This window comes from Aliihoeflea sp. 40Bstr573 (assembly GCF_024105655.1).
Taxonomy (GTDB): Bacteria; Pseudomonadota; Alphaproteobacteria; order Rhizobiales; family Rhizobiaceae; genus Aliihoeflea.
This window is the reverse complement of sequence record NZ_JAAAMH010000007.1, coordinates 179,089-194,095: the sequence shown is the minus strand read 5'-3', so window position 1 is coordinate 194,095 and position 15,007 is coordinate 179,089. Positions and strand designations below refer to the sequence as shown.

At 65.0% G+C, this 15,007-nt stretch carries 14 protein-coding genes and 1 other RNA gene; 6 read left to right on the top strand and 9 right to left on the bottom strand.

Going from position 1 to position 15,007, the window contains the following annotated elements:
- The first annotated feature begins 41 nt into the window (after positions 1–41).
- On the top strand, positions 42–1,052 hold the full coding sequence (locus GTK01_RS11280; protein WP_252925982.1) for an LLM class flavin-dependent oxidoreductase: 1,011 nt from the start codon (positions 42–44) through the stop codon (positions 1,050–1,052).
- A gap of 48 nt (positions 1,053–1,100) precedes the next feature.
- Here GTK01_RS11280 and GTK01_RS11275 read toward each other — a convergent pair whose 3' ends face one another.
- The 7 genes from GTK01_RS11275 to ffs form a co-directional block, all read right to left on the bottom strand.
- A complete protein-coding gene (locus GTK01_RS11275; protein ID WP_371924324.1) occupies positions 1,101–1,457 on the bottom strand; it encodes a Kazal-type serine protease inhibitor in 357 nt (118 codons plus the stop codon).
- 179 nt (positions 1,458–1,636) lie between these two features.
- Positions 1,637–2,854: a lytic murein transglycosylase gene (locus tag GTK01_RS11270; RefSeq protein ID WP_252925980.1), complete on the bottom strand. Its 1,218-nt coding sequence runs from the start codon at positions 2,852–2,854 to the stop codon at positions 1,637–1,639.
- 23 nt (positions 2,855–2,877) lie between these two features.
- Entirely contained in the window at positions 2,878–3,483 is a 606-nt protein-coding gene (gene recR / locus GTK01_RS11265) for a recombination mediator RecR (RefSeq protein ID WP_252925979.1), read from the bottom strand.
- A 43-nt stretch (positions 3,484–3,526) separates the two neighbouring features.
- Complete coding sequence (locus tag GTK01_RS11260) at positions 3,527–4,312, bottom strand: cell wall hydrolase (RefSeq protein ID WP_252925978.1); 786 nt, start codon at positions 4,310–4,312, stop codon at positions 3,527–3,529.
- Positions 4,313–4,494: 182 nt separating this feature from the next.
- Positions 4,495–4,818: a YbaB/EbfC family nucleoid-associated protein gene (locus GTK01_RS11255; protein ID WP_252925977.1), complete on the bottom strand. Its 324-nt coding sequence runs from the start codon at positions 4,816–4,818 to the stop codon at positions 4,495–4,497.
- Between the two features lie 15 nt (positions 4,819–4,833).
- Positions 4,834–6,675: a DNA polymerase III subunit gamma/tau gene (locus tag GTK01_RS11250; RefSeq protein WP_252925976.1), complete on the bottom strand. Its 1,842-nt coding sequence runs from the start codon at positions 6,673–6,675 to the stop codon at positions 4,834–4,836.
- Positions 6,676–6,793: 118 nt separating this feature from the next.
- An RNA gene (ffs, locus tag GTK01_RS11245) (signal recognition particle sRNA small type) lies at positions 6,794–6,891 on the bottom strand.
- 118 nt (positions 6,892–7,009) lie between these two features.
- On the opposite strand from ffs, the gene GTK01_RS11240 reads away from it, so the two are divergent.
- Both GTK01_RS11240 and nudC read left to right on the top strand, forming a co-directional pair.
- On the top strand, positions 7,010–7,432 hold the full coding sequence (locus GTK01_RS11240) for an HIT domain-containing protein (RefSeq protein WP_371924323.1): 423 nt from the start codon (positions 7,010–7,012) through the stop codon (positions 7,430–7,432).
- Entirely contained in the window at positions 7,429–8,367 is a 939-nt protein-coding gene (gene nudC, locus GTK01_RS11235) for an NAD(+) diphosphatase (protein WP_252925975.1), read from the top strand. Before GTK01_RS11240 ends, nudC begins: the two co-directional genes overlap by 4 nt.
- Here nudC and GTK01_RS11230 read toward each other — a convergent pair.
- Positions 8,364–9,227: a prephenate dehydratase gene (locus GTK01_RS11230; RefSeq protein WP_252925974.1), complete on the bottom strand. Its 864-nt coding sequence runs from the start codon at positions 9,225–9,227 to the stop codon at positions 8,364–8,366. The two genes, nudC and GTK01_RS11230, sit on opposite strands and share 4 nt — an antisense overlap.
- An 18-nt stretch (positions 9,228–9,245) precedes the next feature.
- Entirely contained in the window at positions 9,246–9,971 is a 726-nt protein-coding gene (locus GTK01_RS11225; protein WP_252925973.1) for a 3-deoxy-manno-octulosonate cytidylyltransferase, read from the bottom strand.
- Between the two features lie 207 nt (positions 9,972–10,178).
- Here GTK01_RS11225 and GTK01_RS11220 point away from each other — a divergent pair, with 207 nt between their 5' ends.
- From GTK01_RS11220 to GTK01_RS11210, 3 genes are all read left to right on the top strand, one after another.
- Positions 10,179–11,081, top strand: coding sequence for a cytochrome c family protein (locus GTK01_RS11220; RefSeq protein WP_252925972.1), 903 nt, complete (start codon positions 10,179–10,181; stop codon positions 11,079–11,081).
- A gap of 158 nt (positions 11,082–11,239) precedes the next feature.
- Positions 11,240–13,135, top strand: a complete 1,896-nt coding sequence (locus tag GTK01_RS11215) for an extracellular solute-binding protein (protein ID WP_371924322.1) — start codon at positions 11,240–11,242, stop codon at positions 13,133–13,135.
- On the top strand, positions 13,132–15,006 hold the full coding sequence (locus tag GTK01_RS11210; RefSeq protein ID WP_252925971.1) for an extracellular solute-binding protein: 1,875 nt from the start codon (positions 13,132–13,134) through the stop codon (positions 15,004–15,006). The genes GTK01_RS11215 and GTK01_RS11210 overlap by 4 nt, the downstream gene beginning before the upstream one ends.
- Position 15,007 lies beyond the last annotated feature (1 nt).

The window sequence follows — 15,007 nt, the reverse complement described above, 5'->3', positions numbered from 1 at the left end:
TCCTTCCTATATCCGGGCATTGAACACACCCGGATGACGCGATGACCCTTCTTTCCGTACTCGACCTTTCGCCCGTGCCCGACGGCGCGACGACCGCCGACGCGCTCGCCAATACGCTTGACCTTGCCAGGAACGCCGATCGCCTCGGATACAATCGCTTCTGGCTTGCCGAGCACCACAACATGCCCGGCATCGCGAGTGCCGCGACCTCGGTCGTCATTGGCCATGTTGCCGGCGGCACGTCGCGCATCCGGGTCGGCGCCGGCGGCATCATGCTGCCGAACCATGCGCCGTTGGTCATTGCCGAGCAGTTCGGTACGCTGGCTTCGCTCTACCCTGGGCGCATCGATCTGGGACTTGGCCGCGCGCCGGGCACCGACCAGTTGACTGCCCATGCGCTGCGGCGGTCCCTGTCGGGCGACGTCAACCAGTTTCCCAACGACGTGCTTGAACTCCTGGCCTATTTCAAGCCGGCCGAGCCCAACCAGCGCGTGCGTGCGGTGCCGGGCGAAGGCACGAACGTGCCGATCTGGATTCTCGGCTCGAGCCATTACGGCGCGCAACTCGCTGCGGCGCTGGGATTGCCCTATGCCTTCGCGTCGCATTTCGCTCCAGCCGAACTCGACCACGCGCTCGAGATCTACCGAACCCGGTTCGAGCCGTCCGAATATCTGGACAAGCCCCATGTCATGGCAGGGCTGAACGTCGTCGCGGCACCGACCGACGAAGAGGCGCGCTACATGTTCTCCTCGCTTCAGCAGGCCTTCGTCAATTTGCGGTCCGGCCGGCCCGGCAAGCTGCCGAAGCCGATCGAGAATTTCGAAGCAGGGCTGGACCCCATGGCGAAGGCGATGCTGGACCAGGCGCTGAGCTGCTCCATCGTCGGCTCGCCGCAGCGGATCGGCCAAGGGCTCGACGCCTTTATCGCGCGCACCGGCGCGGACGAATTGATGGTGACCGCGCAAATCCACGATCATGGGGCGCGGGTACGGTCCTTCGAGATACTGGCCGAGGTCTACGGACTGACGGTGGTGAACGCCGCCGCCGAATAGGCGCCAGAAGAAAGGCCGGCTTCGCGCCGGCCTTTCTCCTTTCCTAGATCAGCATTCGCCGCCGCGGCGAATGCGCCAGCCGGCAGCTTCCGCTTCGCAAGCGTTGCCGAAGGTCTGCTGGCGATTGCCCTGGACGGCACAGACCGGAGCATATTCGCGCGTGCAGAACTGCGGACGGTCGGGGCCGGGACGGCCTGGCCGGTCGGAGCCGGGGCCTCCGGGACGACCGGGGCGGTCCCAATTGGAACCTCCGCCGCGACGGCACTCGCCGCCATAGGCAATGCGGTAGCCTTCGGCGCGCGCTACGCACGAATTGGGGAACGTCTGGCGATCACCGCCGCGTTCGCCGCACACGGGGTCATATTGCTGCGTGCAGATCGGCTCCGGCCCGGGACGCGGGGGCAACGGCCGCGGGCCCTCCTCAACGACAACGCACGAAGCCAGAAGGCCGGCGCCGGCCACGGCCAACAATCCGGTTTTTATCCCGGAGAAATCGAATTTCATGAGCTCACTCCAAAACAGACCCGTCCCAAATTCATGAAGTCGCAACGCGCTGTCCGGTTCCGAGGGGGTTGAAGTATTTTCTACCGAAGCGCGCGCACGATTCCGGCGTCCGGAAAACAGGTCGGCGCCTGGCCGTTCCTCTGCTGCCAATCGCCGATCGAGCGGCGGGTGCGAAAACCGGCGAGCCCGTCGGCACCTCCGGTGTCGTAGCCGAGCGCCTGCAAGCCGCGCTGCATGGCTGCGACGTCGGAGCGCATCAGCCCACCGACATTGCCCCACCTGCCTGAAAAGCGGCTGTCGCCATAGGTAATTCGGTCGCCGGCATGGCCGACGAACAGCGCATAGAGGTCGCTCTCGTTGTATTCCTTGATGACGTAGAAATTCGGCGTGACGATGAAGGCCGGGCCGGAACCGCCGGCCGGCATCATGAGGTAGCCTTCGCCGCGCAGTTCGTGGTCGGGGAACGGACGGCCCGAAACGCGCGTCACGCCCATCGCGGCCCATTCGGAAATCGGCCGGCCGCGGTCGGGACCTTCGAGCGCGCAGGAGACGCTTGCCGGCACCGAGACCTCAAAGCCCCAGTCGCGCCCACGGACCCAGCCGAAATGGGCGAGATAGTTGGCGATGGAAGCGAGCGTATCGGCCTCCGAGGCCCAGATGTCGGCCCGTCCGCCGGAATAGGCGGTCGCGTACTCGAGGTAAGAGGTCGGCAGGAACTGGGGCTGACCAAGGGCACCGGCCCACGAGGACTTCATGTCGGCAACGCGCGCATGGCCACGCTCGACCATCAACAGAGCCGCGATCACCTCTGCGCGGAACATCTCCTTGCGCGTCGCCATGAAGGCTTTGGTGCCGAGCACCTGGAACGCATTGTGCGGAATTCTCGCCGCGCCGAAACCGCTCTCGCGCCCCCAGATGGCAAGGAGGATGGCGCCGGGAACGCCATAGCGGGCTTCGAGGTCGCGTAGCACCGGCGCGAGCCGCCCCGCGCGCTGGCGCCCGCCGGCGGTGACACCCGAGACGATGTTCTCGGCGAAGTAGTTGCCGGGCGAGCCGAACTCCGCCTGGTGCTGGCGCTGCGGCGTCTGCGCGGATTGACCGGGCATGACGAGGTCGGGCAGGTCGAGATTGGGACCGATATTGGCAAAGGCCGCGTCGAAGGTGGAGCGGGAGACGCCGGCGCGCGAGGCCTCGGGCCAAAGGTCGTTCTGGAGCCACGCGCGGAACTGCTGGTCGATGGATTGGGCGAATGCGGGGAAGGGGAGAAGCAGCAAAACCAGCAGGGCGGCGATTCTCATGGCTATCCTTCCTGTCGCGGCGCTCAAAACGCGGTGCGCGATTTCAGCGCTGCGGTCAGCGTTCCCTCGTCCAGATAGTCGAGTTCGCCGCCGACCGGCACGCCGTGGGCCAGACGCGTGACCTTGACCTCGAAACTCGACAACTGGTCGGTGATGTAGTGCGCCGTCGTCTGGCCCTCGACCGTGGCGTTGACGGCGAGGATGACCTCGGACACCGCTCCCGAGGCGACGCGGGCGATCAACGTCCTGATATTGAGGTCGTCCGGGCCGACGCCGTCGAGCGGTGAAAGTGTCCCGCCAAGAACGTGGTAGCGCACGTTCATGGCTGCCGCGCGCTCCAAGGCCCACAGGTCCGCGACGTCTTCGACGACGATCAGCGTTGCATCCTCGCGGCGCGGATCGGTGCAGATCGTGCAGGGATCGGACGTGTCGACATTGCCGCAGGTGGAGCACACGCGCACTTTGTCCACCGCCTCGCCCATCGCGGCGGTGAGCGGCACGAAGAGCTGCTCCTTCTTCTTGATCAGATGCAGCGCAGCACGCCGGGCCGAGCGCGGCCCAAGCCCCGGCACCTTTGCCAGGAGCTGGATCAGACGTTCGATTTCCGGGCCGGCGATTCTCTTCGACATGGCTCCGGTTTAGCGCCGAAACCTGCCGATGTGTAGGTCGAACTCAGTCGATCGAGACGGTCCGCGTCTGGTCGAGGATCAAAGCGCCGATCGCGTCCGCCTTTGCCTGGTCTATGGCGAAGGAGAGCGCGTCGGTTGCCGGGTCCGCCGAGACTGAGGCGTTCGCCGTCTGCATCTGCGGGACCGCCGGTCCGGGCTGCGGCGTTCCGAAACGTTCGGGCTGTGGCTGTGGCTGTGACTGCGGGGCGGCGGCAACCTGGACGCGCGCCTGCTTGCCCTCCACTCGGCCGGCCGCGACAAGCTGCGATTGCGGGCGAACGCCCTTGGCGGCCCGCTCTTCGCGGCCGCGCTTCTCGTAGAAGGCGTTGCCGCCGGCCTTCAGCACATAGTGCATATTGGGATAGGAGAAGTTCAGCCCGGCGGTATGGAAGAACTTCGCGTTCTGGACCATGGGGTGACGTTCACCGGCGAGGACGGCGTCCGCGGCGGCCATCACGTCCGGCAATGCCTTCGAATCCATCTTGCGCGTCATCACGCCCGGCGCGAACTGATTCTTCTGGCCGACGACGCCGCAGATCGTGTCGGGATACTCGCCCGAGTTCACCCGGTTCATCACCACCGTACCGACGGCTACGAGGCCTTCCCGGCTCGACCGATGCGATTCGAAGAACATCGCGCGGGCAAGGCAATCACGATTGCTGGCCGTCGCCGCGACCGGCTTGGCCGACGATGTGGCGGCCTCGCTGAGAAGATCGCTGCTGGACGTACACGACGAGACAACAAGCGACAGGGCGACCGCGCAGGCCGCGGCCGGAAGCCGAAAGAACACGATACAGACCTCTCCGAACGGCCCCCGCCGTTTGGTGGACGATTTTGAAAGGGCGATTTGCGGCAAAAAAGGGGCGGCACGTTCAAAACGCGCCTGTGCCGCAACTTCGCGATCAGAACCGGATTTGCCCGATCCTATCGTTCAAATGCTTTTTAATGCGTTAAGAGCGCGTTGTCGAAGCGTCAGAACGGCAGCTTCATGCCGGGCGGGATCGGAAGCCCGGCGGTCAGTTCCTGCGTCTTTTGCTGCATGATCGCCTCGACCTTGGCCTTGGCATCGTTGTGGGCAGCGAGAATCAGGTCCTCGAGAATTTCCACGTCGTCTTCCTTGAAGAGCGAGGGATCGATCTTCAGCGACTTCATCTCGAACTTGCCGGCAAGCGTGACCTGGACGAGGCCGCCGGCCGACTGGCCGGACGCTTCCACGTTGGCCAGTTCCTCCTGCATCTGCGCGAACTTGGCCTGCATCTCGCGGGCCTTGCCCATCATGCCGAGAAGGTCTTTCATCGTGATCTCCGTTGGTCAGATTTCGTCGTCATCGTCCAGATCGCCGATGCCCGGATCGACCGGCACCTCGTCGCTTTCGATCTCGATCTCCGGGGCTTCGGCAGCATCGGGCAGCCGCACGTCGATGATCTTCGCGCCGGGAAAGCGGGCGAGAATGGCGGCGACGGAAGGGTCGTTCCTGGCATCGAGGAGGGCGACGTCGCGCCGCGCCTGCTCGATCTCCGACAACGTGTCGCCGCCGCGCTCGCGCGAGACTGTAACGATCCAGCGCCGCCCGGTCCATGCGTGGAGCCGTGTCGTCAGGTCGCTGACGAGCATACGCGGCGCGTGCTCCGTCAGGCTGACCTCAATGCGTCCCGGATCGAACCGCACAGGCCGCAGGAACTGCTTGATTTGAACCTTCAGCGCCATATCGCGATTGGCGTCGCACAGCGCGACGAGATCAGTCATCGAGGCGATGCGCGGCCCGGCCGGTGCTTCTTCGACCTTCGGCTGCGGCACCGCCACGGGCAACGGCTCCGGCTCGGTGCGCACGAGGCGCATCGTCTGCCCGCCGCCACTCAATCCCACCGCGACGGGCTGTGTGGCAATGGCGTCGACGGAGGCCGGTGCGCGGCTCGCAGCACCGCCGGTGCCGGGCGGGGTCGGGCTTTGCGGAGCGTTGCGAGCCGAGGCTTCGCCGTCGAGCGACTTCAGCGCCTCGTCGAGCGTCGGCAGCGTTGCGGCATGGGCGATGCGGATCAGCACCATCTCGGCGGCACTGACCGGCCGCGATGCCGTCTGCACCTCGGCGATCCCCTTCAGGAGCATCTGCCAGGTTCGCGACAGGACGCGGACCGAAAGCCCGTCCGCATACTCGCGGCCCCGCTGGCGCTCTTCCTGCGATATGGAGGCGTCGTCCGCCGCATTCGGCACGAAACGGATGCGCGTGACGAGGTGGTTGAACTCGGCAAGATCGGTGAGGACCGTCGCGGGGTCGGCACCGGCATCGTACTGGCCGCGGAATTCGCCCAGCGCGCCGGCGACGTCGCCCTTCATCAGGAGTTCGAAGAGGTCGATGACGCGGGCGCGGTCGGCAAGGCCGAGCATGTCGCGCACCGCCCCAGCGGTGACCGTGCCCGAACCGTGTGCGATCGCCTGGTCGAGGATCGAAAGCGAGTCGCGCACCGAGCCTTCCGCCGCCCGCGCGATCATCGCGAGCGCGTCGTCGTCGATCGCGACGTCCTCTTTTTGTGCAATGCCACGCAGATGTGCGGTAAGGAGGCCGGCATCGACGCGGCGTAGGTCGAAGCGCTGGCAGCGCGACAGGACCGTGATCGGCACCTTGCGGATCTCGGTCGTCGCGAAGATGAACTTCACATGCGGCGGCGGCTCTTCGAGCGTCTTCAACAGGCCGTTGAAGGCCTGCGTCGAGAGCATGTGCACTTCGTCGATGAGGTAGACCTTGTAGCGCGCGGAGACCGGCGCATAGCGGACCTGCTCGATGATCTCGCGAATGTCGTCGATGCCGGTGTGGGAGGCGGCGTCCATCTCGACCACGTCGACATGGCGGCCTTCCATGATGGCTTCGCAATGCTCGCCGGCAACGGAAAGGTCGACGGTCGGCTGGCTGACCGCATCGGTCTTGTAGTTGAGGGCCCGGGCGAGGATGCGCGCCGTCGTCGTCTTGCCGACGCCGCGCACGCCGGTCAGCATCCAGGCCTGCGCGATGCGGCCGGTGGCGAACGCATTGGTGAGCGTGCGCACCATCGGCTCCTGGCCGATCAGGGTGGAAAAGTCGCGCGGGCGATATTTGCGCGCGAGTACCCGGTAGGGCCCGCTCGGGCGGCTTTGGTCCTTGTCCGGCGCCTGATCCATGAAATCCCGCTCGTGCCCGGGCCTTGCGGCCCCTTCATCCTCGCGGCGCGAGTGTTGTCCCGACATAGCCGGTCGTCAATGCCGAGAAGGGCGCCGACGCCTGGCCTTGAAGGATAAGGTGGGAGGCTGGCACGGTGACCCGTGCCGGGGCTCGTTAGGGCTGCTTCCTTCCGGACCTGACCCGGTTGGCGAGTGGCTCGTCCACCACCAACCTCCCGCGCCCCATATCGGCAATTCGAAAGGCGAATGCAAGACCGGATCGATCGCTGGAACGATTCGCTTCCATCGGGCAGGGAAACGCTCTAGCTTCGCAATCCTTGGAGAGGAGGGAGACATGGACATGCCGCACAGGGCCGGCGGTTTCGAGCTCGACAGAAAGCTTGAACGCGACAGTTGCGAAGTGATCTGGCTCGGTCTTTGCGAGCTGCGGATCATGGACGATGCGCGCTGGCCCTGGCTGATCATGATCCCGCAGCGCCGTGGCGCCGTCGAAATCCACGATCTGACGCCGCTCGACCAGGCGATGCTCTCCTTCGAGACGACCTTGGTCTCCAAGGCGCTGATGGAAGTCACGCGCTGCGACAAGATCAATATCGGCGCCCTCGGCAATATCGTGCGCCAGCTCCACGTCCATGTCATCGCGCGCAAGCAAGGCGACGCGAACTGGCCAGGTCCCGTCTGGGGCCACGGCCAGCCCGAACCCTACCGCCGTGAGGATCTCCACGGTCTGATCAACGACATCAAGGGCCGCCTGTGACATTCGCCTTGTTCGACCGGCCGGCCGAAGAGCCGAGCCGTTTCGTCGGCTTTGCCGGCAATCGCATCGACCGGCAGGCCGAGAACCGTTCGGAAACGGCGCTTGCGGATGCGCTCTCTGACCCGCGCCTCTCCGTCCTGATTCTGCAAGGCGGACGCCTGTATCTGAAGATGAACGGCGCTGGTCCCGATTGCCGCTTTTCGGCATCGGAGGCGACAGGGCTGAAGGCCAAACTGCAGCATGCCGTGCTGCTGGGACATGGCGCGAACGGCCCCGTCATCGCCGCGCCCGGCGGACTCGAGCCGGAAGACCTGCCGGCCGCCATCAAGGCGATAGACCTGCGCTCACTGAATAGTCAGGGCCTGCTCGGGCCGGAGGATATTGGCGCGGTAGGGCAAGGGGCATCGCTCTTGGCGTGGAACGCCAATTGCCGCTTCTGCGGGCGTTGCGGGGCTGCGACCGAAGCCCGGATCGGCGGATACAAGTGTGTGTGCACCGGTTGCGGCGCACAGCATTTTCCGCGCACCGACCCCGTCGTCATCATGCTGACGGTGACGCAGGAGCGATGCCTGATGGGCCGCAGCCCGCATTTCGTGCCGGGCATGTTCTCAACGCTGGCCGGCTTCGTCGAGCCGGGCGAGACGATCGAGGATGCGGTACGGCGCGAGACGCTGGAGGAATCGGGCGTGCGGGTCGGCCGCGTCGCCTATCATGCCAGCCAGCCCTGGCCGTTTCCCCACTCGCTGATGATCGGCTGTTTTGGCGAGGCGATGAACGAGGACCTGACGCCGGACTTCACCGAACTCGAAGCCTGCCGTTGGTTCACGCGCGACGAGGTGCGGTCGATGATTGCCGGTACGCATCCCGACGGACTGATCGTGCCGCCGGACGCCGCGATCGCCAATCATCTGATCCGAGCGTGGGTGGACAGCTAACCGCCGCTGCGCTGCGCGACGCGGAACTGGGCCGCCGGATAAACGCCGAGCACCCGCACCTCACGCGAGAAGAAGTCCAGTTCCTTCAGCGCCTGCGCGACATTGGCGTCGTCGGGATGGCCTTCGATGTCGGCGTAGAATTGTGAGGCGAAGAAGGTGCCGCCGAGCTGGTAGCTTTCCAGCTTGGTCATGTTGACGCCGTTGGTGGCAAAGCCGCCCATGGCCTTGTAGAGCGCGGCCGGAATGTTGTGCACGCGAAAGATGAAGGTCGTCATCATCAGATCGTCGGCGGATTTGCGCGGCGCCCGGGATTCTTCCTTGGCCAGAACGACGAAGCGGGTCACGTTGTTGTCCGTGTCTTCCACGTTCTCGGCGACTATGTCGAGGCCGTAGAGTTCGGCTGCGAGAACCGGCGCGAGCGCCGCGGCGGTGCGGTCGCCCTCTTCGGCCACCTGGCGCGCGGCCCCGGCAGTATCGCCGGCGATGACCGGCTTCCACTTGTGCTTGCGGATCACGTTGCGGCATTGGCCGAGCGCGTGGATGTGGCTGTGGACGGACTTGATCTCGTCGATCTTCACGCCCGGCAGCACCATGAGCTGGAAATGGATCGGCAGGAAATACTCGCCGACGATGTGCAGGCTCGATTCCGGCAGGAGGTGGTGGATGTCGGCGACACGGCCCGCGATCGTGTTCTCGATCGGGATCATCGCAAGTTCGGCCGCGCCACTCTCGACCGCGTTGAACGCGTCCTCGAAGGTTGCGCAGGGCATCGGTTCCATGGTGGGAAACATGTTCCGGCAGGCGGTGTCGGAATTGGCGCCGGGTTCACCCTGGAATGCGATGCGGTTGGTCTTGGACATGCGGCTTCTGGCTCTTCTTTAGGAAAGGATGGCGCGGGCGCGCTCGAGATCTTCGGGGGTGTCGACGCCCAGCGGAACGGAATTCACCAGCCCGACATCGATCCGCATGCCCGCTTCGAGCGCACGCAACTGCTCCAGCCGTTCGCGCGTCTCGAGCGGGCTGGGGCCCAGGCCGACGAAACGTTCGAGCGCGTCGCGGCGATAGGCGTAGATGCCGATATGGTGGTAGAGCGGGCCATCGCCCCAAGGCGCGGTCGCACGGGTAAAATAGAGTGCGCGCAGCCTCTTGGGCGCTATCGGCGATCCGACGATCTTGACGACGTTCGGATTGGTCTTCTCCGCCTCGTCGGCGATCTCTACGCCGAGTGTGGCGATATCCGCGTCGCCTTCTTCAAGCACGTCGGCCGTTCTTGCGATCAGCGCGGGATCGATGGTCGGCAGGTCACCCTGGAGATTGACGATCGTCCCATGGCGGCCGGCAGGGTCGAGCGTTTTCAACGCCTCGAAGATGCGGTCCGAGCCTGACTGGTGCGTTTGCGCCGTCATCACGGCCGTGAAGCCGAGCGCCTCGACAGCGCGGGCCACCTCGGCGCTGTCGGTTGCGATGGCGATCTCGCCGGCGCCGCTTTCGGCCGCGCGCCTCGCCACCTGCGCAATCATCGGCAGTCCGCCTATGTCGGCCAGCGGCTTGCCGGGCAGGCGGGTGGAGGCCATGCGGGCGGGAATGAGGATCAGTCGGGACATCTGGGGCGCGGCGGTGCTGCTCTCGGGACAGTCGGAAAAGTGTCAAAAGGTCTCACGTGGAAAGGCCCTTATATGTGTTGCAACATCCAAGCAAAAGACCTAGTTTCCGCGCGATTTTCACCGGCACGACCGGGTGGGGGACCCTTTGACGCGTGTGCGCCGGCCGCACGGCCCATCACCCCGGTCGAACCTTGGAGCCTTGGGTAGATGGACTCTTTTGAACTCAACAAGCTGATCGGCGCGTTTTTGGGCGTCGTGTTCGTCGTCTTTTCGGTCAGCTTGGTCTCGGATGCGATCTTTGCGTCCCACGCCCCTGAAACTCCGGGCTATGCGATCGAGGTTCCCGACGAGCCGGCTGGCGGCGGCGCGCCCGCTGAAAGCGGACCGAGCGCGCTAGACCTTCTTGCCACCGCCGATCCGGCCGCCGGCGAAGCCGCTTTCCGCCGCTGCGCCTCGTGCCACACGATTGAAGCCGGTGGCGCGAACCGCGTCGGGCCGAACCTGCACGACGTGCTGGGCCGCGTCGTCGCGTCGCACGAAGGCTTTTCCTACTCCGCCGCGATGACGGCGTATTCCGAGGGCGGCACCAAGACCTGGGAATTCGAGAACATGAGCGCGTTCCTGGTGAACCCGCGTTCGTACATCCCCGGCACGATCATGGCCTTCGCCGGCATGCGCGACCCGCAGGAAGAAGCCAACCTGATCGCCTACATCAATGCGCAGTCGGACAATCCGCTGCCGCTGCCCGAGCCGGCCGCTGCCGAGGAAGAAGGCGCAGAGGGTGACGCCGCCGCTCCGGCCGAGGGCGAAGACGCTGCCCCCGCAGACGGTGAGGAAGCCGCGCCAGCCGCTGCAGGCGAGGAAGCAGCGGCTGGCGCCGAAGCCGGCCCCGCTGCGGACGGGGCCGCGCCGGCAAATGGCGCCGCTGCGCCTGCCGGTGACGCAACCGAACCCGCTGACGCGGATGCGACGACCGAGACCGAAGCTGCACCGATCGAAGTTCCCCGCGAGGAAGACGGTTCCGCCGCGTCGCCCGAAACAGATGCAGCAACGCCCGCTCCCGATGGCGAAGTGTCCGACGAGGAGCAGCGGGCTCCGGCGCAGAACTAACCAAAGCGTAATTTCAACGATCACGAAAAAGCCGGGTTTTGCCCGGCTTTTTTGCATCCGGCGGAATGGGCAGCCACGCAAAGTTTAGCCGCACTGCCGGTTTCCAATCGCGCCCGATCGGGTAGGGTGCGCGTGCAGACGAAGAGGAGACGCGTCGGATGGTTTTCAGCAGCAGCGGCAACAAGTTGCGCAATTCGCTGATCGCGGTGGCAGTTCTGGCCATGGGCACGGGAAGCGCGATTGCGCAGGACGGCGAGGCGCAATGGCGCACGACGTCGTCGCTGATCCAGACCGAACCGCCCGCCGAGGAATTCACCCGCTATTCCTACGTCAATCCCGATGCTCCCAAGGGCGGAACGTTGAATTCGGCCGCCTTCGGCACATTCGACAGCTTCAACCCCTTTATCGTGCGGGGCACGCCAGCGGCGGGTCTCAGCCAGTTCGGCGGCCTTCTCTGGGATACGCTCATGCAGCAGTCCCCCGACGAAGCCGGGACGAGCCACGCGCTGATCGCCGAGGCGTTCACCTATCCGGACGACTATTCGTCCGCCACCTATCGGCTCAACCCCAACGCGCGCTGGCACGATGGCGAGCCCATTACCGCCGAAGATGTGGTCTGGTCGTTCGAGAAGCTGAAGGAGATCAGCCCAGCCTACAGCCGCTATTATGCCAACGTGACCGAGGCCGTCGCTGTTTCCGAGCGCGAGGTCGAGTTCACCTTCGACCAGACCGGCAATCGCGAACTGCCTCACATCATGGGCGATCTGGCCGTTTTGCCGAAGCACTGGTGGGAAGGCGAGAACGCGCGGGGGCAAAAGCGCAACATCGCCAATCCGACGCTCGAGGCGCCGCTCGGCAGCGGTCCCTACAAGATCGCATCCTTCGATCCGGGCTCACGCATCGTTTGGGAGCGTGTCGACGATTACTGGGGCGCCGAAGAGCCGGTCAACATTGGCCGCAACAATTTCGACCGCATGACCTACACCTATTTCCAGGACGACAATGCGGAGTTCCTGGCCTTTACGCGCGGCGGCTTCGAGGACATCCGTCTGGAAACGAGCACGCGGCGCTGGGCGGTCGAGTACAATTTCCCGGCCTTCGAGCGCGGCGACGTGGTCAAGCGCGAGTTCATATCGGGCGGCATCCAGCACATGCAGGCGTTCGCGTTCAACATGCGCCAGCCGCGCTTCCAGGACCGGCGCGTGCGCCGGGCGCTGACGCTGGCCTACAATTTCGAGGAGCAGAACCGTCTTCAGTTCTTCGGCATGAACGAGCGCTTCTCCAGCTATTTCGAGAATTCCGAGCTCGCCTCGAGCGGCCTGCCCGAGGGCAAGGAACTGGAAATCCTAGAACCGCACCGTGACGCACTGCCCACCGAGCTCTTCACCGAGGAATTCGAGCTGCCGGTCTTCGACACGCCAGGCGCGCAACGCGACAATCTGCGCGAGGCGGTGCGCCTCTTCGAGGAAGCTGGCTGGACGATCCGGGACGGGCGCATGGTCAGCAAGGAGACGGGCGAGCAGTTCAGGATCGAGTTCCTGGGTGCTTCGCCGACCAGCGAGATCATAACCGGCGGCTACATGGCAAATCTGCGCCGCATCGGCATCGACGCCACGCTGCGCATCGTCGACACCTCGCAATACATCCAGCGCTACCAGGCCTTCGAGTTCGACGCGGTGACGGCGCGCTTCCCGCAATCCGAATCGCCCGGCAACGAGCAGCGCGACTACTGGAGCTCGCAGGCAGCAGATGCGGAGGGTTCGCGCAACGTTCCGGGCATCAAGGACCCGGTGGTCGACGCGTTGATCGACAAGATCATCTACGCGGCCGACCGCGAGGAACTGGTGGCCGCCACGCGCGCGCTCGACCGGGTGCTCTTGTGGAACTACTACACCGTGCCGCAATATTTCCAGCCGACCATGCGCTATGCCTACTGGAACAAGTTCGGCATTCCCGAGCAGCAGCCTGAATATGCCGGCATCGACACGCAGTCCTGGTGGATATTGCAGCACCGAGAGGCGCAGATCGAAGAACAGATCGAGGAAACGGAATGAGCGGCGCGGTTCTCGACCGCCGCGCCTTTCTTGCGCTTGGCGGCGCGGCTTTCACTGCGCCGTTCCTGCCGCGCGCAGCGCTTGCGCAGCTTCAAACCGGAACGCCGCTGCATGGCATCTCGGCCTTCGGCGACCTGAAATACGGGCCGGACTTCACGCATTTCGACTATGCGAACCCTGAAGCCCCCAAGGGCGGACGGTTCAACTTCTCGGTGCCGAACTGGGGCTACAACCAGTCGGTCCTCACCTTCAACACGCTGAACTCCTTCGTGCCGCGCGGCGATGCGCCGCCGCGCATGGAGCTTTGCTTCGACAGCTTGATGGCCGGCTCGCTCGACGAGCCGGATTCGGCCTACGGCCTTCTCGCCGAGACGGTGACGATCGCGGACGACCGCAATTCCTTCACTTTCAAGCTGCGGCCGCAGGCGCGCTTCCATGACGGCTCCAATCTGACGGCCGAGGACGTCGCCTATTCGTTCAATCTCTTCAAGGAAAAGGGGCACCCCTCGCTCATCCTGCCGCTGACCGAGATGACGGAGGCGGTGGCCGAGGACGAGGCGACCTTCCGCATCGCCTTCAGCGGCAACCAGTCCTCGCGCACGATCTTTTCGGTCATCTCGATGCCGATCGTCTCCAAGGCTTTCTACGAGGAAAACCCGTTCGACGCCTCGCAGCTCAATCCGCCGCTCGGCTCGGGGCCGTACAAGGTCGGCCTGGTCAATGCGGGTCAGACAATCGAATATGACCGCGTCGATGACTACTGGGCGCGCGACTTGCCGGTCATGCGCGGGCTCTTTCATTTCGATACGATCCGCATCGAGTTTTACCGCGACCGCAATGCCGCCTTCGAGGCGTTCAAGAAGGGGGACATCCAGTTCCGCCAGGAATTCACGGCGCGAACCTGGGCGACGGGCTATGATTTCCCGGCGATCACGGAGGGGCGCGTCGTCAAGCGCGAGTTCCCGAGCGAGAAGTCGCCCTCCATGCAGGCTTGGGCGCTGAACCAGCGGCGCGAGAAGTTCGCCGATCCGCGCACGCGCCAGGCGATCGGCATGTGCTTCGACTTCGAATGGACGAACCGCAATCTCTTCTACGGCGCCTATGCGCGCTCCAACTCGGTGTTCGAGAAATCGGAGTTCCGCGCAGAGGGCGCGCCTTCCCAGGCGGAACTCGCTTTATTGGAGGAGTTCCGCGGCGAAATCCCCGAGGAAGCCTTCGGCGAGGCGGTGGTCGCCCCGACATCGGACGGTTCGGGCCGCGACCGGCGCCTGTTGCGCGAAGCGCGCCGCCTGCTGATGGAAGCCGGGTGGCAGGCGGATGGGCGCACGCTGAAGAATGCCGCCGGCCAGACCTTGTCGGTCGAGTATCTGATTCAGGACGAGGTCTTCATCCGCTCGGGTTCGCCCTTCATAGAGAACATGCGCCAGATCGGCATCGACGCCTCGATCCGGCAGGTCGATTCGGCCCAGTACCAGGCGCGCCAGCTCGACTTCGACTTCGACATGGTGGGCATGGCGGCCTCCTTCGGCGCGACACCGACGCGCGATTCGCTCGCCAACTTCTTCCATTCGCGCTCGGCCGGCCTGCCGGGCACGCGCAACTATCCGGGTACGAAATCGCCAGCGCTCGACGCGCTGATCAAGCGTGCCGGCAGGGCCGAGACGCGCGACGAGCTCGTCGTCACGCTCAAGGTCATGGACCGCATCTTGCGCGCGCGTCATGACTGGATACCAAATTGGCATGCACCGAATCACCGGGCGGCCTATTGGGACATGTTCGGCTTCAAGGACCCAAAGCCGGACTATGGCTTTCCGGTCGAGGCCCTGTGGTGGTACGACGAGGAAAAGGCGAAATCGATTGGCAGGGCTTGAG

Bases quoted from the DNA above. Each gene is read 5' to 3' on its own strand.
- GTK01_RS11280 (WP_252925982.1), top strand. From the start codon at position 42: ATGACCCTTCTTTCCGTACTCGACCTTTCGCCCGTGCCCGACGGCGCG.
- GTK01_RS11270 (WP_252925980.1), bottom strand. From the start codon at position 2,854: ATGAGAATCGCCGCCCTGCTGGTTTTGCTGCTTCTCCCCTTCCCCGCA.
- recR (WP_252925979.1), bottom strand. From the start codon at position 3,483: ATGTCGAAGAGAATCGCCGGCCCGGAAATCGAACGTCTGATCCAGCTC.
- GTK01_RS11255 (WP_252925977.1), bottom strand. From the start codon at position 4,818: ATGAAAGACCTTCTCGGCATGATGGGCAAGGCCCGCGAGATGCAGGCC.
- GTK01_RS11250 (WP_252925976.1), bottom strand. From the start codon at position 6,675: ATGGATCAGGCGCCGGACAAGGACCAAAGCCGCCCGAGCGGGCCCTAC.
- GTK01_RS11240 (WP_371924323.1), top strand. From the start codon at position 7,010: ATGGACATGCCGCACAGGGCCGGCGGTTTCGAGCTCGACAGAAAGCTT.
- GTK01_RS11230 (WP_252925974.1), bottom strand. From the start codon at position 9,227: ATGTCCAAGACCAACCGCATCGCATTCCAGGGTGAACCCGGCGCCAAT.
- GTK01_RS11225 (WP_252925973.1), bottom strand. From the start codon at position 9,971: ATGTCCCGACTGATCCTCATTCCCGCCCGCATGGCCTCCACCCGCCTG.
- GTK01_RS11220 (WP_252925972.1), top strand. From the start codon at position 10,179: ATGGACTCTTTTGAACTCAACAAGCTGATCGGCGCGTTTTTGGGCGTC.
- GTK01_RS11215 (WP_371924322.1), top strand. From the start codon at position 11,240: ATGGTTTTCAGCAGCAGCGGCAACAAGTTGCGCAATTCGCTGATCGCG.
- GTK01_RS11210 (WP_252925971.1), top strand. From the start codon at position 13,132: ATGAGCGGCGCGGTTCTCGACCGCCGCGCCTTTCTTGCGCTTGGCGGC.